The organism is Allobacillus salarius (assembly GCF_007559425.1).
Lineage (GTDB): Bacteria > Bacillota > Bacilli > Bacillales > Alkalibacillaceae > Allobacillus > Allobacillus salarius.
Window position 1 is genome coordinate 39,568 of sequence record NZ_VMHE01000013.1, and the last position, 23,363, is coordinate 62,930.

Sequence of the window (23,363 nt, forward strand, 5' to 3'; positions counted from 1 at the left end):
AAATGACGTCCATTCGCCAGTTGAATGCACAAAAAGTTACGGTATTAAGAGGCATTGCAGATAAGAAAAACTCCATTTCAAGTTTAGAAGAGAAAATTTCACGACTCCAAACCGCAGCTACTCGATTAACGGCAAGTATCTCGGCATTAGAATCTACGCAGCAGGCAATCGAGAACTTAACGGTTGATTTAGGAAGGTGGCGAGGAGAGGAAAAATCCGAATTTGAAGAGAACTACAGTGATTACCAAGAATCAACGAGAGCATACTTATCAAAAACAGAAAATGCAAAGGACGCCATAGACCAAGACATAAAACGTTATGAGGCACAAATGGCAACTTCTACAACTAGTCTGATGAATTTGGAAAGCTCACTTGCATCAATCGAATGGCAAATAAGGCAGGCTGATATGGAGGGAGTTCGATGAATAAAGAAGTAGGTATTCATTCCGATCAGTTTCAATCGTTGACTTCATCTTTAAGAGCTTCTGTATCCGGTATTGATGGAATACGAACGAATCGCAGCTTCCATCAAACAAACAGTAAACCATTTACAAATGACTTGGAAAATATTGTTCGGGCGATTGAGTTAATTCAACGATATCAAGAACTCATGCATTCAGATGTTGATGTTTTGATGAAAACAGGTGAAGAAATCAAGGAACAAGATCGGAAATTATCTGAGATCAATGGGATTGCGATGGATGGACCACGACCAATACGATAAGAAAGGAGGATCTATATGGGGAAAAAGGTGAATCTTCCAGAGGTTATTGAATTATCAGAGGATCTGAAATCAACAGCCTCAGAGCTTTCATCAAAACTTAACCAATTAGAAAAAGAGATTGATCAGCTAAGTAGTTTGGATTCTTTTTCAGGAATGGCAGCAACGGAAGCCAAAAAATATTTTAACGACTTTCATAAAACTTTAATTAAGTCCTTTGACTTATTGTTCAATGATTTGAATGAAACTTTACAAAAACATTTACACTCATTTGGTGTGAGAGTGGATAAAAGCGAAGCTGCAATTGTTCAAAGCGACTATCTGAATGAGATTAGGGCCGATGTAGAGAGTGAATACGAACGTTTAGAGAATGAGCAAGACCGGGTTCGGGAAGTCATTAGCAGTGTTTCAGATATATCAACGGCCAATCATCCAATTGTTTTTTCAATGAGCCGCGACTACCGTGAGACGGTGGAGACCGTAACTGAATTAGAAGATAATTTTAATTCTTTTACCCAAACGGGAAATCAAGAAGTAAACCAAATTGAAGAAACCATTCATCAGATTGAAAAAGCACTCAGTTATGCGGGAGCCGTTTCGGGAAGTGCTCGCTTTACGAACTATCGAGGGAATGGAACGAGTACGGGATTGCCTGCATTAAAAAAGTACAATGAAGAGAGACGCCAAGCCATTGTTGAAGAAGCAAGGGATGTTAAATCAGATGCGATTGCAACTATGAATGAAGATTCACAAGAGATATTAAATCAAGCATTTACCGATTTGAAGAATGGAGAGATTGACCAAGATACTTACTATGCTGTCGTTGACGAGTTGAGAAACCTTCAAAACAATGACATGGATGAGGATGCAGAAGTTTCCGAAAACCTAATTCAATATGTAGCGAATCATATTAATGTAATGACTGGCAGTTTAAGAGACAACACAATTGCCACTTACATTAAAGAAAGCATTAAAGATCGCGGTAATAGCGTAATTACTCGGGCTGGGCTCGTTGAACAGATGAATGGTAACCAACCTTCTTCCACTTCCAGTTATCTGAGAGACAAAGGGAACAAAATATTGAATGTAGGTCGAGCAGTGAGCGGGGGATTATCTGCATTGACTATCGGCTATGGAACTTACATGGATTACACAAATACCGATAAAACGGTAGGAGAAGCATTTACAAAAAATGCTGCAGCTACAGGTGCAGGTACATTAAGTGGGGTAGCTGTAGCAGGAGCTATTAAGGCAGGAGCATTCGTGCTAGGAACTGCCACCCCTGTCGGATGGACGATTGTAGCAGGTGTTGCAGTAGGTACGGTTGCAACTATGGGCTTTAATTGGGCCTACGATGCAAATTTCCTCGGTTTACAAGATGGTCTCGATTGGGCTGGTCAGAAATTGGACCAAGCAGGTGATTTTGTAGCGGATACGTGGACTTCTGCACAAGAAAAAGTTGACGAAGGATTGGAATTTATAGGTGAGAGCCTTAAAAGCGGTCTTGATTCGTTAAATCCGTTCACCTAGAATACAACTTTCCATAAGAGACCCGCTAAATTATACACAAAGGATTGATGGCATGATGAAATGTACCGTACAGGGCGTCTATATGAATTTAAGATATAGAATCGTAACGATTGATGAAAAAGATTACATCGTAGATTTAGGAGATTCTATATGGAAAATTTTATTTCCATTTTTGTATTGGATGCTGCCAAACACGGCTTACCAAGTTAATCATTACGAATTGATCGAAAAAATAAAAGCACCGAAAGTAAAACAGAAATCAACGACCCGTGAAGGGCTGCTTGCGGGATTAATGGGGGTGCTTTTAGCTAGTTTCCTACAACCATTGATGCGTTTTTTTGATATTGAAGGAACAACACTCATCAATTCCTCAATCGTATTGATTTCATTTTTGCTTGTTATATTCGTGTATTTCTATATAAATCAAAAGAATCGAAAAAGCTTACTTCAAACCGTCAATCTGAAAAATTATTCGACAATCCGAGTATGGATCAGACCGCAATCATTTAAGTATATGCTCTTTATTTTATTAACCTACTTATTCTTCTTTGGATTTACTTTGTTGATGTGGGGCGGATTTATACAAGTAGCAGCCAATGTTCTTATCCTTATATTTGGCATGTTGTTTTTGTTTATTGCGTTATTTACCGGACTTTTGGCAATCGGAGTAGGAGATTACAACGTTAAGATAAAAAGTGATGAAAAAGTAGCTGTGTAAGTTAGATTCATAGAAGAAATGAGATGTTTTAAATAGAGCGAACTTATTTGGTCATTTAATGAATGGATGTGAGAAGGAGGAATAAAACGATGTTACCGATTGGCTCAGTAGTTTACTTAAACGAAGGTAGGACCAAAATAATGATTTTGAATAGAGGGCCCATTTTTTCTGCTGAAACCCCGGACGAAGCAAGAATCATGTATGATTATTCAGGTTGTTTATATCCACAAGGCCTTGATCCAAACAATGTGTTTTATTTCAACGAAGAGAATATTGACAAGGTTTTATATGAAGGTTATAAAGATGAAGAGGAAGATCGGTTTCAAGAAGTATACCATCATTGGGTAGAGGAAAATAAAACATCCATTAAAAAAGGAACGGTCCCAGGACCATTAAGGTAAATAATTGGTGACGAAAGGAAGTATATGTTGGAGGACTACAAAGTAGGTCGATGGAAAGAACTTTTTGAATCCTTCGAGAAAGCTTTTTTCTTGTTGACGCATGAAGTTGAAAAAGAAACAACGAGCATATCTGAAGCTGCCACTCTCGTTCACTTTCATGAGATGTGTCTGGAACATGCGCGAAAAACGTTATATGGTTATTTAGATGCAAAGGGCATATCGGTTAAAACGCCAAGGCAAGCAATTAAGGAAAGTTCAAAATTAGGCGTTCTTGCGAGTGAGAAATCGTGGAGTCGTGCGTTTAATCGTCGCAACCTAGGGTACTTCTTATTTACGGAAAAAGTAGAGAAAGAAATTGTGCAGGATATAAAAGAAGAGTACTATCCAATGTACACAGATTTACAACAAAGAATGAAAGAAGAAATGGAGTGAAGTTCACTTCATACCAAGATGTATGCGTAAAGGCTGGACATGGTGTTGCTCTTTGTCCGAGCCTTTTTTACTTGTCGTTTGTTACGACCAATATTGTTAAGTCAGTCGTTTCGTTCATTAATCTTTACGTAAAAGTTTCTGTTGCGTGGCCCATCAAATTCACAGAAGTAGATTCCTTGCCACGTACCTAATAAAATTTCTCGGTTATCGATAATAATAAATTGAGAAGTGCCAACTGTGCTCGTTTTCATATGTGCCGCGGTATTCCCTTCAGCGTGTCGATCGAGTTCATGTGTCCATGGAAATATTTCATCAAAACGTCTCAGCATATCGGTTTTAACATCTGGATCAGCATTTTCATTAATCGTAATGCCAGCGGTTGTGTGAGCGGAATACACAACTGCACTTCCGTTAATGATTTGCTCCTCTGTAATGAAATCCTGTACTAGTTTGGTAATATCAACCATCTCGCTATGATGTTTTGTTTGGATGGAGAATTTACGTAACATCGTCAAACCCCTTTCAAAATGGTGTTCGTACACATATGCATAAGCCGTGTCTATGTAAACCTAACGATGCATTGAAGGAAAGCTCCTTTTTCAAAATCGTTAGTTTTTTTGGTTTATTAAATTAAAGATAGAATTAAACTGATCACTACAATAGCACCAATAATCATCAAAATCGTACGTAACATGCTATCACCATCCTTTTGTAGATTGCTCACAAGTCAATCCCCGCAATCAATTAAATGTAAACATTTTTTAGTGCAAAAAAGGGATGGTGAAGGGCAGTTACTGTTCTTCAGTTTTGTTTTTTGAGTGGCTCGGTGAAATGGTCTTCTTCTTCATCAGCTAACCGCACGAAATATGGATAAAAGACAATGTACAAAAGACTCAAGAGAGCCCAAAGAATAACCATATACACTAATGAAAGGCCAGTTAATGGTAAAAGAATGGGTAGGAATAATGGCCATGAGAGAAGCATTAGCCTACGCCTGGATTTTTTCGTGACAAATTGGCTTGATTGACATCTCGGACAAGGAATGCGAGTATCCATGCGAAGAGAGGATTTCCATGTTTCTTTCCACGTCCATTGTTGCTTACAGACCGTGCACACGGGTAATTGCATTCTTTTCCTCCTAACTATAAAACTTTCGTGCCATTCGGAACGTTTTCATCGGGTTTTAACAGCACGACATCATCCTGTTCAGGTACACCTCCGATGACAAGCACCTCAGACTTGAATCCAGCAATACGAAGCGGTTCAAATCCTGTTACGGCAACGACTTGGCGACCGACCATAACATCCGGTGAATAACGCTTCGTAATTTGTGCAGATGATTGCTTCGTACCAAGTTCACCAAAGTCAATCCATAGCTTAATCGCAGGCTTTCGGGCTTCTTCAAAATTTTCCGCGGCAGTTACTGTTCCGATCCGAATATCCAAAGCATGAAAATCATTAAAGTCTGGCATCATTATAAACTCCTTAGATTTGGTTTATTTTTCATTATTCTCTATTATAGCAAAGATTATATACAAAAAAACCCAAGCCAGAACGGGCATGGGTAAACCATCTATTGAATTTCTTCAACGATGACAGGTTTATTTTCTTGTAAGTCGATTAACTTTAGAAGAGCGTTTCTTTTTATATAAACTGATTTATACAACTGATTTTCATCCTTTGTGTAAATAATGACTCTCTTACCAGGATTGTCAGTAACGAGGTGTAAAGTATAGGAATCGACATCAATTTCCTTCATTACTCGGTCCATTTCTATAAAGTCTTCAAGATTACTAGGCTCAGAAGATTCACTAAGCTCTACTTCGGTCGCTGGTTGTACATCTGATTTGTCGTCGTCTCCTTGCGAATCTTTTTCATCTGATTGAGATTCGTTAGATGAACTCTCATCCTGCTTTTCCTCAGTGTCGTTGTCTTTTGCATTCACATCAGAGCCTGATGTTTGATTGTCACTACAAGCTACCAACGCAATGATCATGGTCAGTAGCAAAACGATTAGTTTCCGATTCATTTTTTCTCTCCTTTGCTGTCAGGCTGTAAATTGTATAAAAATGAGTTATCTCTTAATTTACCCGAAAAAGTTCAACGAATCACTTTTGTAAAGGAATTTTAATTTGCTTGAGCGAAGGGGATGTCGATAATATTGCGGGGATCATCGTTTTGTGGTACAATATCTGATTGGAAGGAAGATATTTATTTTTATAAACATATACTTCATATGCTTATGAAAGACATCTTTCCATTAAAAAATTATCATTGCAAGGTGGTTTTGACATGGAAAAAGAAGCATATCGTGTTTTGCTTTATTACAAGTTTGTAACGGTTGAAAATCCAGAAGAATACGCTGAAGAACATTTGACGTTCTGTAAAGACTTAGGGTTAAGAGGAAGAATTTTAATTGCGGAGGAAGGCATTAACGGCACCGTTTCTGGTACGGTTGAACAAACACAAAAGTACATGGATACGATGCATGCCGACCCGCGATTTAAAGATATGGTCTTTAAAATTGATGAGTCTGATGGACATGCGTTCAAAAAAATGCATGTCAGACATCGTGACGAGCTCGTAACACTTCGACTCGGTGAAGAAGATACTGATCCAACTCAGGAAACAGCTGAATTTCTTGAACCAAAAGAATTTTATGAAGAGTTACAGCGAGATGATGTTGTCGTCTTAGACGCAAGAAATGATTATGAATATGATCTCGGACACTTCCGTGGAGCAATACGCCCGGATATTCGCTCGTTCCGTGAATTGCCTGAGTGGGTCCGCGAAAATAAAGATAAGCTTGAAGGAAAACGTGTACTGACTTATTGTACAGGCGGTATTCGTTGTGAAAAATTCACTGGATGGCTGAAAAAGGAAGGCATTGATGATGTTGGTCAATTACACGGCGGAATTGTCACTTATGGACAAGACCCTGAAGTAAAGGGAGAGCTATGGGATGGCCAATGTTACGTATTTGATGAGCGAATCAGTGTGCCGATTAACCAAGTGAAACATGTCGTGGTCGGTCGTGATTATTTCACTGGTGAGCCATGTGAACGCTATGTAAACTGTGCCAATCCTGAATGTAATGAACAAATCATTATGTCTGAAGAAAGTGAACATTTCTATATGAGAAGCTGTTCACATGAATGCCGTGTGCATCCACGTAACCGTTACGCCATTGAGCATAAAATGACGGACGAAGAAATTGATGAAAAGCTTCAAGCAATAGAAGAACAGAATCATATGAATAAGCAAGCTCAATAACATCAGAAACATATCAACCGGATCACCAATAGGTGGTTCGGTTTTTTTGCTCTAAAACATTTGTTGAGGTAAATACACAACTTAGCGTAGGCATTGATAATGGTCGTTGGTGTCAGGCGTTCGCTTACGGCGGTTGCTTATACTGAAGGGGAATAAGTCGACATCTGGGACGTTTTCAATGCTAGTTTATAGAGCTTCAGTGTTAAACATGCTGTCTTCAGTGTTAATTTGAAGATCTTCAGGGTTAATTCGCGTTGCTTCAGTGTTAATTAGAAGATCTTCAGGGTTTATCTGCCAGGCTTCAGGGTTAATTTATGAATCTTCAGGGTTAATATGCGAGGCTTCAGGGTTAATTTATGAATCTTCAGGGTTAATATGCGAGGCTTCAGAGTTAATTCGTGAATCTTCAGGGTTTTTCCACCACACTAAATTTCGTGTCTGCCTCAACTTTAAGGATTTCATCCCAGCCTCAACAGTTGACTTAGAACCGGTTTTTTATGTTCTAGGGAAGGGAATGAATGTGAACAGTTACTTTTATTTGTTTCGTTGTAAAGAAAGGGGTATGCAAATATGAAAACACTTGTCGTAGGAGCGAATGGACAGATTGGTCGGCATGTAACGCAAATGCTCAAAGAAGAAGGAAAACATGAAGTCGTTGCGATGATTCGAAACGAAGAGCAAAAGAATTATTTTGAGTCAAAGGGCGTTCAAACGATCATAGCAGATCTTCTCAATTCAGTAGAATCATTGAAACAAACTGTTGAAGGATTTGATGCAGTCATATTCACAGCAGGCTCGGGACCAAAAACAGGGCCAGATATGACATTAAGAATTGATTTGGATGGCGCGGCTAAAATGATTAAGGCAGCCGAAGTTGCAGGGGTTAACCGATTTTTAATGGTCAGTGCTTTTCAAGCAAATAATCGAGAAAATTGGAATGAGAAAATCGCCCATTATTATGTCGCAAAACACTTTGCGGATGAAGAGCTGAAGCGAAGTGAGTTAGCGTATACAATCGTGAAGCCTGGAGGACTGATTAATGATTCAGGTACGGGTAAGGTCAAGGTTGGCAGTAAGGACATCATTGAACGAGGTACCGTGCCACGCGAAGATGTCGCACGTGTGCTTGTGTCGTGTTTAAATAAAAAATCAACTGAATATAAAAGCTTCGACTTGATTTCTGGTGATCAAGAAGTCGTAGATGCCCTCGATGAATTGTAAGAATAGGGAGGGTAAGTGACAAAGCAACACCCGTACGATGGTCGTACGGGTGTTTTGCCATTATCAAAATATAACGAAATTATTCATGGTCATGATGTTCTTCAGCTTCCATACCAATCGCTCTTGTCTCATGAATCGTCCCATGTGGATGTTCTGGCGGTGCGTAAATGGAATATAGCTTTAATGGCTTATCGCCTTTGTTGGTAACATTATGCCATTTTCCTGCAGGCACAAGAACGACATCATCATGTCCTACTTTTTTCTCGAAATCTAAGTTGTCTTTGCTGTCGCCCATTTGACAAAGGCCTTCGCCTTCTTCAATGCGCAAGAACTGATCGATATGATTGTGTACTTCCAATCCGATGTCCTCACCGACAGCAATACTCATTAACGTGACCTGTAGATTCTTGCCTGTCCAAAGCGCAGTGCGGTAGTTTTCGTTTTGTTTTGTAGCCTCCTCAATATCTGCTACAAATGGGTTTGCTCCATAATCTTTTAATTCCATATATATTCCTCCTTATTAATTATTATTAACAATTAGATAGCATTTCATTAGATAAGATCACTCATGAAGAGAGAACGTTTATTTGGATTCCTTTTGGCCCAATGCCGTCAAAAAGTAAGCAGTAGGCAATAGAAAGCCAAGAGAGGCTTGAATTAGTGAGAAAAAACGGCTGATCCCGACAGGTACATAGTCTCCATACCCGACAGATAACATGGTAACCCCGCTGTAATAAAGCATATTCCAAAAAGTGGGTTCTACAGGATCGCCATTTGAATCGCTATGTCTCAAAGAAACTCGTTCCAACCCAATCGCATAATAAAGCAGTGCAAAAGCGACTGTTAAAACGGCTAGTACAAAAAATAATTTAAGAAATAAAGCCAAATGAAAGTAACTCTTATTATACGACTTATTAGTGAAAAAGTAAAACAGATTAACTACAACTACTAATGATGCGGTCACTATGAGGATTGTCGTCATGGCCGGCCACCCCCTAAGTAAATAGTTCACTAAAAGTGGAAAGATTAAACCACAAAAATAAATATTGACCACAGTGGTCTACATGTGTTAATTTTAAATAGACCATAGTGGTCGAAAAGGGAGAGAGTTACACATGCACGAAAAATTTGAGCAATTAGATTCAAATAAAAAACTAAAAATTATTGAAGCGGCTTTAGAAGAATTTAGCACCTATGACTTTCAGCATGCCTCCACAAACCGGATTGTTAAAAACGCGGGAATTGGAAAAGGTATGCTGTTTTATTATTTTAATAGCAAAAAAGACTTATATACTTATTTAATGCATTATTGCTTAGATCGAATTTATTCACAAATGGTTAGCCAACTGGAGACAGCCATCCAAGAAGCGAAGGGGGACTTCATTGAACGATATTATGTCACCGCACGTTTGAAAAGTGAATATATGGGTGAAGAGCCCCATGTATTTAACTTCATGAGTTCGCTAATTCTACAAGATTTCGCCGAACTACCGAATGACATTCAGCAAAAAGTCAATACATTACAACAGCAAGCCTATGACCTGTTATATAAAGATATTGATCTTTCATTATTTAAAAATGATATCGATTCTGAAAAAGCATTGAACCTAGTCAAATGGTCACTTGATGGATACCAACAAGAACTAGAACAAAAATTGAAAGGTGAGCAAATTATTTCGATTAACCTGAAAGAATATTGGGATGAGTTTTATGAGTATTTGAATTTGCTGAAAAAAGTATATTACCAATAAGAGGGGGGCACAAGGATGGAGAATGTAGTAGACATTAAGCGTTTAACGAAGAGATTCGGAGATTTCACTGCTCTTAACCAAGTAGATTTTTCCGTGAAGAAAGGGGAGGTATTTGGCTTTATCGGACCGAATGGAGCAGGGAAATCGACGACGATTCGCATTTTATTAGGAATTTTAAAAGCAACTGAAGGTCAAGCGACGATTTTCGGAAAAGACGTTTGGAGTGATTCGATGGAAATACACAAGCGAATTGCTTACGTACCAGGTGATGTTAATCTATGGCCGAATTTAACCGGAGGAGAGGTCATTGATTTGTTTGCCAAGCTCCGTGGCGAGCGGCAGACGAAACAGCGAGAAGATTTATTACAGCGATATAAACTTGATCCGACCAAAAAATGTCGTACGTATTCAAAGGGGAATCGACAAAAAGTTGCGCTCGTTTCAGCTTTGTTGTCAGAAGCAGATTTGTATATTTTCGATGAACCGACGTCAGGATTGGACCCATTGATGGAGCAAACCTTTCAAGAAGATGTGCGGAATCTACGAGAAGAAGGAAAGAGCGTATTATTGTCTAGCCATATCTTATCTGAAGTCGAAAAGCTTTGCGATCGAGTTGGGATCATTCGAGATGGAACAATCATTGAACAAGGTAGTTTAGAAGAATTACGTCATTTAACGCGTCATCATGTGTTGCTAGAAACGACTTCGAATCTTGATGGCTTGGATGATGTTGAAGGTGTGCATGATGTGAGCCGAGACGGCAATACGTATCGTTTTCAAGTCAATGCAGAGCAGATGGACCAAGTCATTAAGTTTGCGAGTCAATATTCGATACAGAAGTTTGAAAGTGCGCCGCCTACACTGGAAGACTTGTTCATGCGTCATTACGAAGGAACAGATGAGGTGGTTGAATGAACGAGTTATTCAAACGATCCTTTCAATTGTTCAAATTGATGATTCGACGTGATCGCATACGTGCTTCAATCTGGATTTTTGCATTGACATTTTTCACATTGATCATCCCGAGCTCCTTCCAAAGTCTCTATCCTGATCAGCAAGATCGTGATGCAATGGCAGTGACAATGGAGAACCCTGCGATGGTTGCGATGGTCGGTAAAGGAGACTTGGACAATTATACAATTGGCGCGATGTCTGCTCATCAGATGGTATTAATAACTGCGTTGTTTGTAGGAATAATGAGTATTTTGTTATTTGTGCGACATACTCGTTCAGATGAAGAAGAAGGGCGAGTCGAGTTGATTCGTGCCTTACCTGTGGGCCGCTTGGCGACAATTCATGCAGCAACGATGTACGTAATACTTGTAAATGTCGTTCTTGCGGTACTTCTTGCGATTGGTTTTATATTGCAGCCAATTGAAAGTCTTGGGATAGAAGGGTCACTTCTTTATGGAGCCACACTCGGAGGGGCGGGTATTTGTTTTGTCGCTATTGCTGCTTTATTTACTCAGTTATCCGACAGCTCCCGCGGTGCTACGGGTTGGTCAATAGGTCTATTGTTATTTTTCTATGTACTCCGTGCAATTGGTGATATCGGGAATGAAACATTGTCGTTATTTTCGCCGCTCGGTTGGACGATGCAAACGATGATTTTCACAGAGAATCATTGGTGGCCAATCTTTTTAATGCTCGCTTTTTCTTTTGTCGTCTTATTGCTCGCCTACCGGTTAAATGCGAAAAGGGATTTAGAGGCGGGATTATTTCCTTCTAAACCTGGAAAGGCGCATGCTTCGAAGAGTCTGTTGAGTCCTTTTGGTTTAGCATTCCGCTTGCAACGTACAGCCTTTATTTCTTGGGCGGTCGGCATGCTCTTATTAGGCGTTTCATATGGATCTGTATTAGGTGATTTGGATTCATTTTTCCAAGGAAATGAAATGGTCGAAAAAATCCTTGTGCAAGAAGAAGGATATTCGATTGCGGAACAATTTATTTCGATTATCATGACAATCATGGCGATGATCGCTACGATTCCTGCAGTTATTTCAATAAATAAGTTAAACAGTGAAGAAAAGAAATCTAGACTAGAATTACTTTATGCCAAGTCTGTCTCTCGAAAAACGATGTTGGTCAGTTACTTATCGGTCGCAGTTATCAATGCAATTGTGACTGTGGTACTTGCAGGAACCGGCTTATGGGCAGCAGGTTCAACGGTTATGGATGATCCTGTTTCATTCGGATCTATAGTTGGTGCATCAGCCGCATATATTCCTGCCATGTTCGTCATGATTGGCTTATCCGCCTTATTAATAGGTTTGAAGCCGAATGTGCTATCCCTTACGTGGGTTTACTTAGTCTATTCGTTCATCGTCGTTTATATGGGGAATCTATTTCAATTAGATGAATGGTTTAGTAACGTAACGCCATTCGGACATGTCTCACAACTTCCTGTTGATGATTTCGAAGCTATACCGTTTCTAGTTCTAATAGGGTTAGCCGTTATCCTTGTAGTGGCTGGACTTAAGTTTTACTCGAAACGAGATATTCAGGGGTAATTCTATTGGTAGCCGGACGATGGGATTGTTTCTTTTTGAAAATGGGTAAAATACATGTGTATCTATTTTCAATAAAGGAGAGATTACATGTCTGGAATGCAAGAACAAAACGGGAAAGTGACACCTCCAGCTCAGAAACAATCTCGTCAACCTGGCTTTGAAAATGAAATGAACCCAGAGCCTGAATACATTCGCGAAGGATATAAAGGTAGCGATAAACTGAAAGATAAAGTCGCTATTGTAACTGGAGGAGATAGCGGAATCGGTAGAGCCGTCAGTCTCCACTTTGCCATTGAAGGGGCGAAGGTCGTCGTTGTTTATTACGATGAAGACGAAGATGCGAATAAAACGAAGGAATTAATTGAGAAAGAAGGCGGCGAGTGTCTACTGATTGCAGGGGATATCGGAAAAGAAGATTTCTCTAAGCAAATTGTCGATGAGACAATTAACCAGTTTGGAAAAATTGATATTCTCGTAAATAATGCTGCAGAACAGCATGTCCTTAAAGACTTCATGGATATAACAAGTGACCAACTAAAGCGGACGTTTGAAACGAATTTCTTTGGTATGGTCTATTTGACGCAAGCTGTCATGCCACACTTGAAAGAAGGAAGCAGTATTATTAATACGTCTTCGATCACAGCGTATGAAGGGAATCCGATGTTAATTGATTACTCAGCTACTAAAGGAGCGATTACCTCCTTTACCCGCTCTCTTTCTCAAAATATTGTCGGAAAAGGCATTCGGGTGAACGGGGTCGCACCAGGACCTATTTGGACACCATTAATCCCAGCATCGTTTTCTGAAAAACACGTTGACAACTTCGGTGGAAGCCAACCGATGAAGCGGCCAGGCCAACCATCCGAATTGGCACCAGCCTATGTTTATCTAGCAAGTGATGATTCCACGTATGTTTCCGGTCAGATGATACACGTAAATGGCGGTGCTATCTTGAACGGGTAGTTATTCGGGAAGAAGAATCCGATTGATGTGTCGGGTTCTTCTTTTTAATCTGCTATCTTGTATTGCAATATACCGAAAGATATACTATCATGTAATGCAAGATAGATGAAAAAGGATTTGATTATTGTGTCCATGCGAAGTCAGTTATTAAAAGGAGTTTTAGAAGGTTGTCTGTTAGCCGTTATTTCCAATGAAACGGTCTACGGATATGAACTTTCGAAAAAACTGCAAGATCAAGGTTTGGAGGTTAGTGAAGGATCCATTTATCCAATTCTTTTGAGATTACAAAAAGATGATCTGATTTTTGGCAAGATGGAGAAATCACCGAGCGGACCGAACCGAAAATATTATTACATCACTGACAAAGGTCGAGAAGCACTAGTAGAGTTTCTATACAACTGGGAAGCCATTAAAAAGCCAGTCGATCAATTAATGGGGAGGAAAAAGGGATGAATTCTCAAGAATTAATTAAACTGAATAACGAAAAACGAGAAATGTTGAATGAAGAAAACGAAAAATATTATGAAGACATGCTGGTCTACCTTCGTTTATCATTTCTAAAATCGGAACAGGAAACTGAGGAGTTATTAAATGAGCTTCTTGATCATTTGTTGGAAGCTCAAGAAGAAGGCAAAGAATTCACTGAGGTGTTCGGTGACAATCCGAAACAGTATGCGAATGAGTTGCTTGGAGAAATACCGAAATCAATGACAAAAGAACGGTTCAATCTATTTTTGCTAGGAAGTTTTTCATTTTTTGCGTCCGTGCTCATATTTAACGGATTAATTGATACGATTATGTATTATATTTTTGGTAAAGGAAGCCCGATGGATGAAATCTTTCTTGGCACGGCCATCGTCAAATCCACACTCTCCTTGTTCATAGCATTCTTCTTTTTATTTGTCATTACTGAATATTTAAAGTGGTCAACATTTAAGGACCTCAATAAGTACTTGGATTTCTTTTATTTATGGTTAATTAGCGTTTTTAGTATTGGAGTTTTCTTTATACCAATTTACTTTATGCCTAATTTTGGTGAATCATTTGAAGTTCCGGTTTATAGTTATTTAATTTTAGGACTCATGTTAGGACTTATCGTCTATAGCATATTTAAATTTAATGGAAAAAGTAAAAAAGCGTAGCGAGACTCACATTATGGGTAGGGTAGGAATCTGATAAAGTATAGTAGAGGCGCTATAAATACTTGAACGAGTAGAAAAATATGTCGCAAAGTCGAATAGAAGCGCTCTATCCTCCCGAATAATCATAAAAAGAGATCGCAAAGTCGAATAGAAGCGCTCTATTCTCCCGAGTGATTATAAAAAGAGATCGCAAAGTCGAATAGAAGCGCTCTATCCTCCCGAGTGATTATAAAAAGAGATCGCAAAGTCGAATAGAAGCGCTCTATTCTCCCGAGTGATCATAAAAAGAGATTGAAAAGTCGAATAGAAGTGTTCTATCCTCCCGAGTGATCCTAAAAAGAGATCGCAAAGTCGCTCTGGCTAAGAATGCATATTCAAAAAAGCACCAGCCGGTCAGCTGGTGCTTCATACATTAATTTTCCCCTTTGTTTGAGGGAACTTTTTTCACTTTTAATGGATTTCTTTTAACAGAACCTTCTTCTTCTACACGCAAAGATTGTGCTGGAACAGCGACTTTAACGTTTTCTTTGCTGAGGATATCAAGAATTTTAAAGTTGATTTCTTCTTGAATAGCTAAAAATTCTCCCCAGTCAGTCGTTTTCGTAAAGAAGTACAACATAACATTTAAACTATCGGTTTCGTACCGAGTAAAATTCACAAAAATTGTTTCTGGATGAATATCTGGGTGGTTCTCTACATAGCTGCGAATTTGTTTGATCGAATGTTCAAGTTTTTCTTTCGGTGTGTGGGAGCTGATTTTCAGATCATAACTAATTTGTCGTTTGCCCATCTTACTCCAGTTCGTAATCGGTTCATTCGAGAGAGTTGCGTTTGGTATGATGACGACTGAGTCGGCAAAAGTACGTATAGCCGTGCTTCGAAATGTAATATCTTCAACGGTCCCTTCGACACTCGGCGTCATAATCCAATCTCCTAGTGTAAAAGGTTTTTCCGTAATGATGACAACCCCACCGAATAAGTTTTTAATGACTTCTTGAGCCGCAAGCGCAAAGGCTAAACCACCGAGACCTAACCCAGCGACGAATCCATTGACATCGTACCCAAACACTTGTGCAATAATCGAGATACTAATCGCAACGATGACGAAACGGAGTACTTTCGTCAGGAAGGGAACGAGAATTTCATCGATTTTGTTATCTGAATACTCGTTGATTTTTTTAAATACCTCAGATGTTCCCGATGATAAGTTCCATAATCCCCACGTGATTAGAACGATAATTGCCGCCCGAATCAATCGGCGAAATGATTCGTGGCCTTCATTAAAATATGGAAAATACTCTAATGCCACATAGGTTCCGATGATGACAATAAGCCAACGCATCGGTTTCTCAAAGGCATATAATACATTTTTAAATAGCGATGTAGGGCTTTTGTTCGCTATTTTTAAAATGAGTTTGAATATATATTTAGTGAATATTTTCCGAAATATAGAAAATACAAAAAAGATTCCTATCGTGATTGCGATGGATTTTAAAACATCGAAATCATCCAGTTGCTTTAAAAATGACCAATCAATCAAGGTGAAGTCTCCTTTTCAATCAAGATTCATAGTAATAGTTTGTTCGATACGGAGGTTTACGTCAAACATTTTCCTGGCTGAACAGGGTATAAAAATGCCTCAAAAGCCGGTTGGCTCTCGAGGCATAAGTTCAGTTCTCTAGAATCCTTGCATTTGTAACATTTGAAGTTCTTCTGGAGTGATAATTTCTTCTTCTTCAGGATTAATCGAAAATTCGACATCTCCGTTAATGTTTTCGTATGTTGTATCAAATGTTAAATCGATACGCATGTCTTCACCGTTTTCACTTACTTCCACATCAGCAACGAATGTTTGATTTTTGATCAAATCGTCGTCGATTGTCAGTTGAAGTTCTGATTTGTGAATGGTCGTTTGCTCTGCAGCTTCTTCCAGGTCAGCTCTCATTTGTTCAATTTCTTCTCCGCTGAGTGCATCACCAGACAATTCGCCACTTTTTTCAACTAAGCTAATCAAGTCTTCTTTTGTTAATTGAATTGTATATACATCGTCTTCTTTTGAAAAGTCATCTTCGCTCTTTTCATTTAAGATGTCTTTAATAATTTGCTGTGCTTGAGCCGTTAATTCCTCCGGATCAATTTGCTCTTCAGTACCTTGTGCTTGTTCCAATTCAGCTAAATCAACTTCAAGTAATTTTCCGTTCAACTCTTGTGGTATCGGAAACATCATGCCAAAGTTTTCAACTAAGCTGTCTGTACGGATGTAAATTTTCTCACTTTCAAGATCTTGCAAGAAAGGTACACTTAAGTTAATTGACATTGGTGCCATTTGGCCACTTAAGTTAAATGTCACTTGTTGCTTTCCAGCATCTTTATCATAGACACTATCGAAGCTAATTTCCATATCATTGATCATCTGTAAGTATGGATCGACAGTTGGGTCGCTAAAGTTTCCTTCTAAATTAATGTCTACGTTACTGACCGACTCAAAGCTAGTCGCCTCAACTGTATTCTTGAATGCTTCAACGACTTGCTCTTTCTCACTTTTATCATCCCCGCTGTTACAAGCCGCCAAAATCAAGACTGACAGTAAAAGCAATGTTCCTATAATTCTTTTCATGAAAAATAGACCCCCTTAATATTCCTATATAATTATAGTAGCATATTTTTCTACAAAAAAACTTTTAAACTAACAAATTATTTTGTAACGATGAAAATTATAAACTACGGTTATATTTGTATGCGAACAGTAAAGGGGGTATGCCTGTCACGCAGTACTATTACATATATTTTATCCCGTTATTCCCTATGACCAACGTTTATCTTATTTTTTGTTTGAACATGTTCATTTTTTGCATCAGTGCGTGCTTGTACATAGTAGACACCTTCTTCGTCAAAATAAAATCCAGCTGTATAAATACCTTCTCCTTGGTGTTCACCTTTCACGACTTCTCTGTCGCTTTCACCATCAGCCATCCAAATTTCGAACATCATTTGATCCGTTTCTTTTAGTGGTTCGCCTTCATAATAAATTTGGGATTTCAAGGGATGTTGGCCAACATTCATTTCGTTGTCCATTTGAATCTCAATAATCACTTTGTTCATTGGTGTAATTTCATCTTCACTAGCAACTTGGTCATCTCCACATGCGGTAAAGAATGATAGCGAGGCAATCAAGAAAATTAACTGTAAAATTCTTTTCATCGGACATCAACCTCCTATCTGGAAATTTACCCTAAACGTCAAAACCCAACCATTAATACAAAGATTTTTGCATTTTGTTTCTTTTCAGTTAAGATTAATAATTAGAAGGTATTCGAGGAGGAGTCGATCTGGTGGAAGACCATAAGTATAAGGATGGACGAAAAAAGTCTGAGAAGAAGCGGGAAACAAATAATCCTTGGTTGGAACTTTTGGTTAACTTTGGCGATTTACTTCTTTACCTGCCACGCTTGGTCATGTCTATTGTAAAGAATATTTGGTAAATCAATATGCTGATGGGAGAGGGAATTGATGAAAAACTTTGAGGAATTATTAGAAAAAGATGCACTTGGACAAAAAAAGCTTTTGGATGAAAAGAAAATTACCGCAAAAGAATTAACCGACTTTTACATACAACAAATACAAACTTACAACCCGACGTTGAATGCGGTCGTCCATGAAATGTTTGATGAAGCGAAAGAACAAGTTAAACATGTTGATCTAGCTGCAAGCCCTGTTGCCGGATTGCCATTTTTAATTAAAGATTTGAATGCGATTAAAAATCAGCCGTTAACAAGTGGCTCGAAGCTTCATGAAGATGTGGTTGCACCAGAGAATGATGAGCTCGTGGATCGTTATGAGAAAGCGGGGCTTGTGTTTTTAGGAAAAACGAATACACCGGAATTTGGATTTTTGCCAACGACGGAGCCGACTTTATTTGGACCGACGAAGAATCCGTGGGCGTTAGACCGATCACCAGGTGGTTCCAGTGGTGGCACGTCAGCTGCAGTAGCGGCTGGACTCGTTCCTTTTGCACATGGAAATGATGGAGGAGGGTCATTGCGGATTCCAGCTTCTGCAACCGGCTTATTTGGATTCAAACCGAGCCGAGGTCGACTGCCATACCCACCATACATTAACCATTTTCCGATCAACCATGCGATTACCCGTTCGGTTCGTGATAGTGCAGCTTTATTGGATGTTTTAAATGGTGGTGTGCCGCGATCTTTGTATCCTTCTTTCAAGAAGCGCACAGACTTTGCGGAGAAATCACAGCAATCTCCAGGCAAGCTAAAAATTGCGGTCACTTATGATGCAGGTGGAAAAGTAGAGCTTGATGCTGAGACAAGAAAAAATCTTGATCAATCCGTTCAATTAATGAAAGACTTGGGCCATGAAGTTGTCGAAGCAACGCCGGCTTACGACTATGAAGGTGTAGCTCATGCATTCATTAATATTTGGTTGTCGACAGGCTCGGTCATGATTAAACATATGGGACAAATGGTTGGTAAAGAAGTCACGCGTGAAAATGTCGAACCGCTTTCCTATGAAATTATGAAGTACGGCCAAAATATTTCGGCGGCTGAATATGAGGAAGCACGGGTGTTTGCTGCGATTGAATCCGAAAAGATTATGTCTTTTTTCCAGGAATATGATGTTTGGATGACGCCGACGATGAATCAGCTTCCGAAGAAAACAGGTGAAGAGAAAGACGTGACAGAGGCATTTGGACCAATGCTTGAAAACATGTTGAACTACAATCCGTTCATGCCACTTGCGAACGCTACTGGACAACCGGCGATGAGTGTTCCAACGCACTGGACAGAGGAAGGAATACCTGTCGGAACACACTTCTTTGGACGTTTAGGGGAAGATGAATTATTATTCCAGCTGGCGCATCAAATTGAAAAAGAACAACCGTGGTTCCATAAATACAAAGAAATTAAACTATAAGTTAACTCTACCTCTTGCTTGAACAGACTGTTCGGGCGAGAGGTTTTTTATTTATTCGACCGCTTCTTTTACGATGCGAACTAATTTTTCGCGAAATATTTCTCTTTCTTCGCCGGTGAACGGTTTAGGTCCTTTAAATCGTTGACCGCTTTTTCGTGCTTGTTGATTTAAATAGCGTGAAGTCAACAACCGGTCAATATTTTCATGAGTATATAAAAAGCCTTTGTGGTGCATGGCCGAACATCCTTTTGATAGTACTAATGAAGCCAACCCATAATCTTGGGTAATGATTAAATCTCCGGCATTTGCCAATTGCATCACTTTATAATCCGCCGCTTCACTTTCTGAATCTACATACACCGTTTCAACAAAACTTGGGTACTGTTCAGCCGAAAAATGGGCGTAACTCATCACGAGCAAAACCCCTAACCCAAATTCATTCGCAACCTCAATGACCTCGCTTTTTACTGGACTTGCATCAGCATCAACGATAATTTTCATTGTTTTCTCTCCTTACAATGCGACTAAGGCGCATATATGTATATGTTGCACGGGTTCTTCTTTAATATTGAACGATTCAAAAGTCGTTGACAAGATGAATCCATCCATATATAGTTATAATATACCTAGTGCATTAGTGCAGTAATGTACTGATTCTAAATTAGATACATAAAGTGAGGTGGGAGGATTTGTTAGATCATGCAAGCAATAAGCCGATTTATATTCAAATTGCTGAATGGTTGGAGAATGAAATTTTATCTGGGCGTGTAGAGGCTGGTGAAAAAATTTATTCACAATATCAGCTTGCCGATCGTTTCAATATCAATCCTGCCACCGCTGCAAAGGGACTGAATTTGCTTGCTGAGGAAGAGATTGTTCATAAGCGAAGAGGTCTCGGGATGTTTGTCGAGGAAAAGGCAGTAAACATCATTAAAGAAAAGCGTAAAAATAAAACGTTGAAGCGGATGTTGCGAGAGATCGTTAAAGAGGCAAATTACTTGGATGTTTCGATGGATGAGTTAAGTGAAATGTTACGGAAAATTCATGAAGAAGAGAGGGAAGAAGAATGACGGTAATAGATGTTCGGGGATTAACAAAACAATACGGCGGGCTACATGCATTGAATGCAATCAATTTTTCCATTGAAGAAAATGAAATAATCGGTTTAATCGGAAGAAATGGTGCAGGGAAATCGACATTGCTGAAATGTTTAGCTGGATATTATCATCCGACGGACGGACAGGTGCGTGTCCTTGGAGAAGATCCGTTTGATAGCTTATTCGTTTCGGAGAATTTAATCTTTGTTGATGACGAAATGAGCTTTTCTTCAGAAATTACTCTAGCGGATATTTTACAAACAGCTGCCCGGTTTTATCCGAATTGGGATCAAACATTAGCTCAACGGTTATTCGATTATTTTTCATTCCGACCGAACCAATTGCATAGTGAGTTGTCAAAAGGAAAGAGGAGTACATTCAATATGATAATCGGTTTATGTGCGCGCACGAAAATTACGATTTTCGATGAACCGACAACAGGGATGGATTATTCTGTTCGTCAAGATTTTTACCGTGCATTATTGAAAGATTATATAAAGCATCCTCGGACAATTATTTTATCCAGTCATTTATTGAATGAATTAGAGACAGTGTTGGAAACGATTTTATTGATCGATGAGGGTAGATTTGTCATCCAGGAATCGGTCGATCAGTTGAAAGAGAAAAGTTACGGGTTAACGGGTAGCGAGGAATCACTCAGTCATTTGCCTGGTGATGTCCAGATTTTACATGAGGAAGAATTGAGCGGAAATCAAGTGTATCAAGTGATTTTAGGCGATTTAACAGAAGAGACGAAGCTGCAACTGGAGAAAGAAGATGTTCGCTTTTCATCTGTTTCCATTGACGATGTTTGTTTGTATTTAACCAAAGCAAAACGAGGAGGGATCGATCATGTCTTTGAATAAAAAAACATGGCATTACATAACGCTTTCAACCAAGTTCAAAATTCAAATGAATTGGCATTTATTCAATATTTTGATTGGCCTTCTCGTGTTTGCGGTGCTCACATCAACTTTTGGTGGGAGTTCATCCTTTAGTGCAAGTGAATATGGTGAAGCGGATATTGACTATGTTTCTAGCGATTTAGCTTTTGTTTTTGTGCTTATCTGGGCGTTCGTCGTCGGCTGGACATTGGCACGTCCTGCTTTTCGTGAAATGGATTTCAGCTTTGTATCCAATCGGTTCACAAGTCACATGTCATCGATTTTATATATCGGATTTGCGAGTGTAATTGGAGGATTGATTGGATTCTTTTCTATTTTTCTTGGAAAGGCCTTATATTTTCTGTTTTATTCAACCGACTCCGTAATTATCGCCCAACCATATACAATCAAAGAAATCTTTATCGGCGCAATTGTTACCATCAGCTTAGCCTTCTTGCTTGCGACGGTCGGTTATTTCGTTGGAGAACTTGTAAATTGGAATCAAGCCTTTATATTCATTTTACCTGCATTGATTATTGGGAATATCGTTCTCGATACGAAAATTGAAGGGACACTCGGGATTGGGCAACTCGTCATGATTTTTTCAATGGAAACGGAATGGTGGGTGCTGTTCTTGAAAGTACTAGGGTTCTCTATTCTCATTTATACAATCGTCATGCTCTTTACCAGACGAATGGAGGTGCGTACATGACTGGAATGGCTATATTACCACTTATCTTGATAATTTTGTTGGCATATTTTTTATTGAGAAGAACAAATAGAACTAAACGAAAAAAGAGTCGTGGAAAAAGAAACGTTTTCATTTATAGTGTGATTCTAGCTATGTCTATTGTTGTTTATTATATTTTTATTACCCAAGCGGATATAGAAGCGGCAGACATCAAGTTGCATTCGGACTATCGATCGACTTTGGATCAGTTATATGACGACCCACCAGTTTCATATGAAGAGATTGATGCGTTCACATTAGCAGGCAGATGGGAATATGAACTGAATCAAGAGTATGAAAACCTGGTTGTAGATTCGGAAAATGATATTCGTATAAAGAGACGAGAAGATAATGAGCCAATAATTGAAATTGGATACTATCGACCATCAACATTCTATTTTCAAGGAATAGAGGTATCCGAGGACAACATCAAATATCCTGGTGTAACATTATTAGGTAAAGAATTGGCTCTTAACATTCCGCATGATCAATACTCGATATCAAGGACAATTATTTCAAAAGAAGAATTTATCAATCACTACGTGAATCCTAATCAACCAACTGATCAAGAATTGCATAAGTTGAGTAACTTTTATTATCAAGGCTTTCAATTGATTGTACCGAAAGATTTGGAAGTGGAACTACGAGGAGATGGGCTGTTGCAAGAGATTAAGTGACGATAAGAAGAAGTTGATCTAGTAATACTGGTTATTGAAAACGGAAACGGCGGTAATTCCTGCATGTTGTGCAGGAGTTGTCGTCTCTTTTGTTTTATCAACCGTTTATCGACAGCTAGAATTACTTTATCGGCAGAGTTATCCTTGTGGAGAGCGTCTATCAGACACGGAAGATAAGCAATTCCTGAAACTTCCGTAGTCGAGAGTGTCTATCAAGCACGGAAGATAAGTAAATCCTAAAGCTTCCATCAAGACACGTTCTCGACGACATTTCGTGGTGTGCTCGCTCTCTTTTGAGTATCGAGATGTGTTCTCGACAACATTTCGCGATGAGCAAGCACTCATTTGGGTATCGAGACACGTTCTCGACGACATTTCGCG

The 23,363-nt window shown here is 39.0% G+C and carries 30 protein-coding genes; 20 read left to right on the plus strand and 10 right to left on the minus strand.

All coding sequences use genetic code 11. The features are described 5' to 3' along the window. The first annotated feature begins 2 nt into the window (after positions 1 to 2). The 6 genes from FPQ13_RS08435 (at position 3) to FPQ13_RS08460 (ending at position 3,802) form a co-directional block, all read left to right on the plus strand. Positions 3 to 425 carry a YwqH-like family protein gene (locus FPQ13_RS08435; RefSeq protein ID WP_144088901.1) on the plus strand — a complete coding sequence of 141 codons (423 nt, stop codon included), beginning with the start codon at positions 3 to 5 and terminating at the stop codon, positions 423 to 425. Then, complete coding sequence (locus FPQ13_RS08440) at positions 422 to 724, plus strand: TIGR04197 family type VII secretion effector (protein ID WP_144088902.1); 303 nt, start codon at positions 422 to 424, stop codon at positions 722 to 724. Before FPQ13_RS08435 ends, FPQ13_RS08440 begins: the two co-directional genes overlap by 4 nt. A 15-nt stretch (positions 725 to 739) precedes the next feature. Further along, positions 740 to 2,251: a T7SS effector LXG polymorphic toxin gene (locus FPQ13_RS08445; protein WP_144088903.1), complete on the plus strand. Its 1,512-nt coding sequence runs from the start codon at positions 740 to 742 to the stop codon at positions 2,249 to 2,251. 55 nt (positions 2,252 to 2,306) lie between these two features. Then, positions 2,307 to 2,969: a DUF443 family protein gene (locus FPQ13_RS08450; protein WP_281281202.1), complete on the plus strand. Its 663-nt coding sequence runs from the start codon at positions 2,307 to 2,309 to the stop codon at positions 2,967 to 2,969. An 89-nt stretch (positions 2,970 to 3,058) separates the two neighbouring features. Next, a complete protein-coding gene (locus FPQ13_RS08455) occupies positions 3,059 to 3,370 on the plus strand; it encodes a DUF4176 domain-containing protein (protein WP_144088905.1) in 312 nt (103 codons plus the stop codon). A gap of 27 nt (positions 3,371 to 3,397) precedes the next feature. Then, the gene (locus FPQ13_RS08460) at positions 3,398 to 3,802 is read left to right on the plus strand and encodes a nucleotidyltransferase substrate binding protein (RefSeq protein ID WP_186279616.1); all 405 of its coding nucleotides are present in this window, start codon (positions 3,398 to 3,400) and stop codon (positions 3,800 to 3,802) included. A 101-nt stretch (positions 3,803 to 3,903) separates the two neighbouring features. Here the strand turns inward: FPQ13_RS08460 and FPQ13_RS08465 are convergent, their stop codons facing one another. From FPQ13_RS08465 to FPQ13_RS08480, 4 genes are all read right to left on the minus strand, one after another. After that, on the minus strand, positions 3,904 to 4,311 hold the full coding sequence (locus FPQ13_RS08465) for a secondary thiamine-phosphate synthase enzyme YjbQ (protein WP_144088907.1): 408 nt from the start codon (positions 4,309 to 4,311) through the stop codon (positions 3,904 to 3,906). A gap of 292 nt (positions 4,312 to 4,603) precedes the next feature. Beyond that, on the minus strand, positions 4,604 to 4,930 hold the full coding sequence (locus tag FPQ13_RS13985) for a TIGR04104 family putative zinc finger protein (RefSeq protein WP_144088908.1): 327 nt from the start codon (positions 4,928 to 4,930) through the stop codon (positions 4,604 to 4,606). A 14-nt stretch (positions 4,931 to 4,944) separates the two neighbouring features. After that, a complete protein-coding gene (gene csaA, locus FPQ13_RS08475; RefSeq protein ID WP_144088909.1) occupies positions 4,945 to 5,274 on the minus strand; it encodes a chaperone CsaA in 330 nt (109 codons plus the stop codon). A gap of 101 nt (positions 5,275 to 5,375) precedes the next feature. Next, complete coding sequence (locus tag FPQ13_RS08480) at positions 5,376 to 5,831, minus strand: hypothetical protein (protein WP_144088910.1); 456 nt, start codon at positions 5,829 to 5,831, stop codon at positions 5,376 to 5,378. 263 nt (positions 5,832 to 6,094) lie between these two features. On the opposite strand from FPQ13_RS08480, the gene trhO reads away from it, so the two are divergent. Continuing rightward, on the plus strand, positions 6,095 to 7,075 hold the full coding sequence (gene trhO, locus FPQ13_RS08485) for an oxygen-dependent tRNA uridine(34) hydroxylase TrhO (RefSeq protein ID WP_144088911.1): 981 nt from the start codon (positions 6,095 to 6,097) through the stop codon (positions 7,073 to 7,075). A 570-nt stretch (positions 7,076 to 7,645) separates the two neighbouring features. Then, complete coding sequence (locus tag FPQ13_RS08490) at positions 7,646 to 8,296, plus strand: SDR family oxidoreductase (RefSeq protein ID WP_144088912.1); 651 nt, start codon at positions 7,646 to 7,648, stop codon at positions 8,294 to 8,296. Between the two features lie 79 nt (positions 8,297 to 8,375). On the opposite strand, the gene FPQ13_RS08495 is transcribed toward FPQ13_RS08490, so the two are convergent. After that, positions 8,376 to 8,801: a cupin domain-containing protein gene (locus FPQ13_RS08495; protein ID WP_144088913.1), complete on the minus strand. Its 426-nt coding sequence runs from the start codon at positions 8,799 to 8,801 to the stop codon at positions 8,376 to 8,378. A gap of 78 nt (positions 8,802 to 8,879) precedes the next feature. Further along, positions 8,880 to 9,278: a potassium channel family protein gene (locus FPQ13_RS08500; RefSeq protein WP_144088914.1), complete on the minus strand. Its 399-nt coding sequence runs from the start codon at positions 9,276 to 9,278 to the stop codon at positions 8,880 to 8,882. A gap of 133 nt (positions 9,279 to 9,411) precedes the next feature. Here FPQ13_RS08500 and FPQ13_RS08505 point away from each other — a divergent pair, with 133 nt between their 5' ends. The 6 genes from FPQ13_RS08505 to FPQ13_RS08530 all read left to right on the plus strand — a co-directional run bounded on the left by FPQ13_RS08505 (position 9,412) and on the right by FPQ13_RS08530 (position 14,662). Next, positions 9,412 to 10,047 carry a TetR/AcrR family transcriptional regulator gene (locus FPQ13_RS08505; RefSeq protein WP_144088915.1) on the plus strand — a complete coding sequence of 212 codons (636 nt, stop codon included), beginning with the start codon at positions 9,412 to 9,414 and terminating at the stop codon, positions 10,045 to 10,047. 15 nt (positions 10,048 to 10,062) lie between these two features. After that, a complete protein-coding gene (locus tag FPQ13_RS08510) occupies positions 10,063 to 10,962 on the plus strand; it encodes an ABC transporter ATP-binding protein (protein ID WP_144088916.1) in 900 nt (299 codons plus the stop codon). Then, a complete protein-coding gene (locus FPQ13_RS08515) occupies positions 10,959 to 12,557 on the plus strand; it encodes an ABC transporter permease (RefSeq protein WP_144088917.1) in 1,599 nt (532 codons plus the stop codon). Before FPQ13_RS08510 ends, FPQ13_RS08515 begins: the two co-directional genes overlap by 4 nt. An 87-nt stretch (positions 12,558 to 12,644) precedes the next feature. Beyond that, positions 12,645 to 13,520 (plus strand): SDR family oxidoreductase, encoded by an 876-nt coding sequence (locus tag FPQ13_RS08520; protein ID WP_246065438.1) that lies wholly within the window; start codon positions 12,645 to 12,647, stop codon positions 13,518 to 13,520. Positions 13,521 to 13,646: 126 nt separating this feature from the next. Further along, entirely contained in the window at positions 13,647 to 13,973 is a 327-nt protein-coding gene (locus FPQ13_RS08525) for a PadR family transcriptional regulator (RefSeq protein ID WP_144088918.1), read from the plus strand. Continuing rightward, positions 13,970 to 14,662, plus strand: coding sequence for a DUF1129 family protein (locus FPQ13_RS08530; protein ID WP_144088919.1), 693 nt, complete (start codon positions 13,970 to 13,972; stop codon positions 14,660 to 14,662). Before FPQ13_RS08525 ends, FPQ13_RS08530 begins: the two co-directional genes overlap by 4 nt. 412 nt (positions 14,663 to 15,074) lie before the next feature. Here the strand turns inward: FPQ13_RS08530 and FPQ13_RS08535 are convergent, their stop codons facing one another. From FPQ13_RS08535 to FPQ13_RS08545, 3 genes are all read right to left on the minus strand, one after another. Further along, positions 15,075 to 16,199 carry a mechanosensitive ion channel family protein gene (locus FPQ13_RS08535; RefSeq protein ID WP_144088931.1) on the minus strand — a complete coding sequence of 375 codons (1,125 nt, stop codon included), beginning with the start codon at positions 16,197 to 16,199 and terminating at the stop codon, positions 15,075 to 15,077. Between the two features lie 141 nt (positions 16,200 to 16,340). Further along, on the minus strand, positions 16,341 to 17,279 hold the full coding sequence (locus tag FPQ13_RS08540; protein ID WP_144088920.1) for a hypothetical protein: 939 nt from the start codon (positions 17,277 to 17,279) through the stop codon (positions 16,341 to 16,343). Positions 17,280 to 17,458: 179 nt separating this feature from the next. After that, positions 17,459 to 17,863 carry a FixH family protein gene (locus tag FPQ13_RS08545; protein WP_144088921.1) on the minus strand — a complete coding sequence of 135 codons (405 nt, stop codon included), beginning with the start codon at positions 17,861 to 17,863 and terminating at the stop codon, positions 17,459 to 17,461. Between the two features lie 131 nt (positions 17,864 to 17,994). Between FPQ13_RS08545 and FPQ13_RS13485 the strand changes: the two genes are divergently transcribed. Together FPQ13_RS13485 and FPQ13_RS08550 are read left to right on the plus strand one after the other, a co-directional pair. Next, a complete protein-coding gene (locus tag FPQ13_RS13485; RefSeq protein WP_186279617.1) occupies positions 17,995 to 18,144 on the plus strand; it encodes a hypothetical protein in 150 nt (49 codons plus the stop codon). Positions 18,145 to 18,172: 28 nt separating this feature from the next. Next, the gene (locus tag FPQ13_RS08550; protein WP_144088922.1) at positions 18,173 to 19,594 is read left to right on the plus strand and encodes an amidase; all 1,422 of its coding nucleotides are present in this window, start codon (positions 18,173 to 18,175) and stop codon (positions 19,592 to 19,594) included. 51 nt (positions 19,595 to 19,645) lie between these two features. Here FPQ13_RS08550 and FPQ13_RS08555 read toward each other — a convergent pair whose 3' ends face one another. Then, positions 19,646 to 20,095, minus strand: coding sequence for a YaiI/YqxD family protein (locus tag FPQ13_RS08555; RefSeq protein WP_144088923.1), 450 nt, complete (start codon positions 20,093 to 20,095; stop codon positions 19,646 to 19,648). A gap of 188 nt (positions 20,096 to 20,283) precedes the next feature. On the opposite strand from FPQ13_RS08555, the gene FPQ13_RS08560 reads away from it, so the two are divergent. From FPQ13_RS08560 to FPQ13_RS08575, 4 genes are read left to right on the plus strand one after another with little or no spacing between them, the layout of a single operon-like run. After that, the gene (locus FPQ13_RS08560) at positions 20,284 to 20,664 is read left to right on the plus strand and encodes a GntR family transcriptional regulator (protein WP_186279618.1); all 381 of its coding nucleotides are present in this window, start codon (positions 20,284 to 20,286) and stop codon (positions 20,662 to 20,664) included. After that, entirely contained in the window at positions 20,661 to 21,557 is an 897-nt protein-coding gene (locus tag FPQ13_RS08565) for an ABC transporter ATP-binding protein (protein ID WP_144088925.1), read from the plus strand. The genes FPQ13_RS08560 and FPQ13_RS08565 overlap by 4 nt, the downstream gene beginning before the upstream one ends. Beyond that, positions 21,544 to 22,287: a hypothetical protein gene (locus tag FPQ13_RS08570; protein WP_144088926.1), complete on the plus strand. Its 744-nt coding sequence runs from the start codon at positions 21,544 to 21,546 to the stop codon at positions 22,285 to 22,287. The genes FPQ13_RS08565 and FPQ13_RS08570 overlap by 14 nt, the downstream gene beginning before the upstream one ends. After that, a complete protein-coding gene (locus FPQ13_RS08575) occupies positions 22,284 to 22,982 on the plus strand; it encodes a hypothetical protein (protein WP_144088927.1) in 699 nt (232 codons plus the stop codon). Before FPQ13_RS08570 ends, FPQ13_RS08575 begins: the two co-directional genes overlap by 4 nt. Positions 22,983 to 23,363 lie beyond the last annotated feature (381 nt).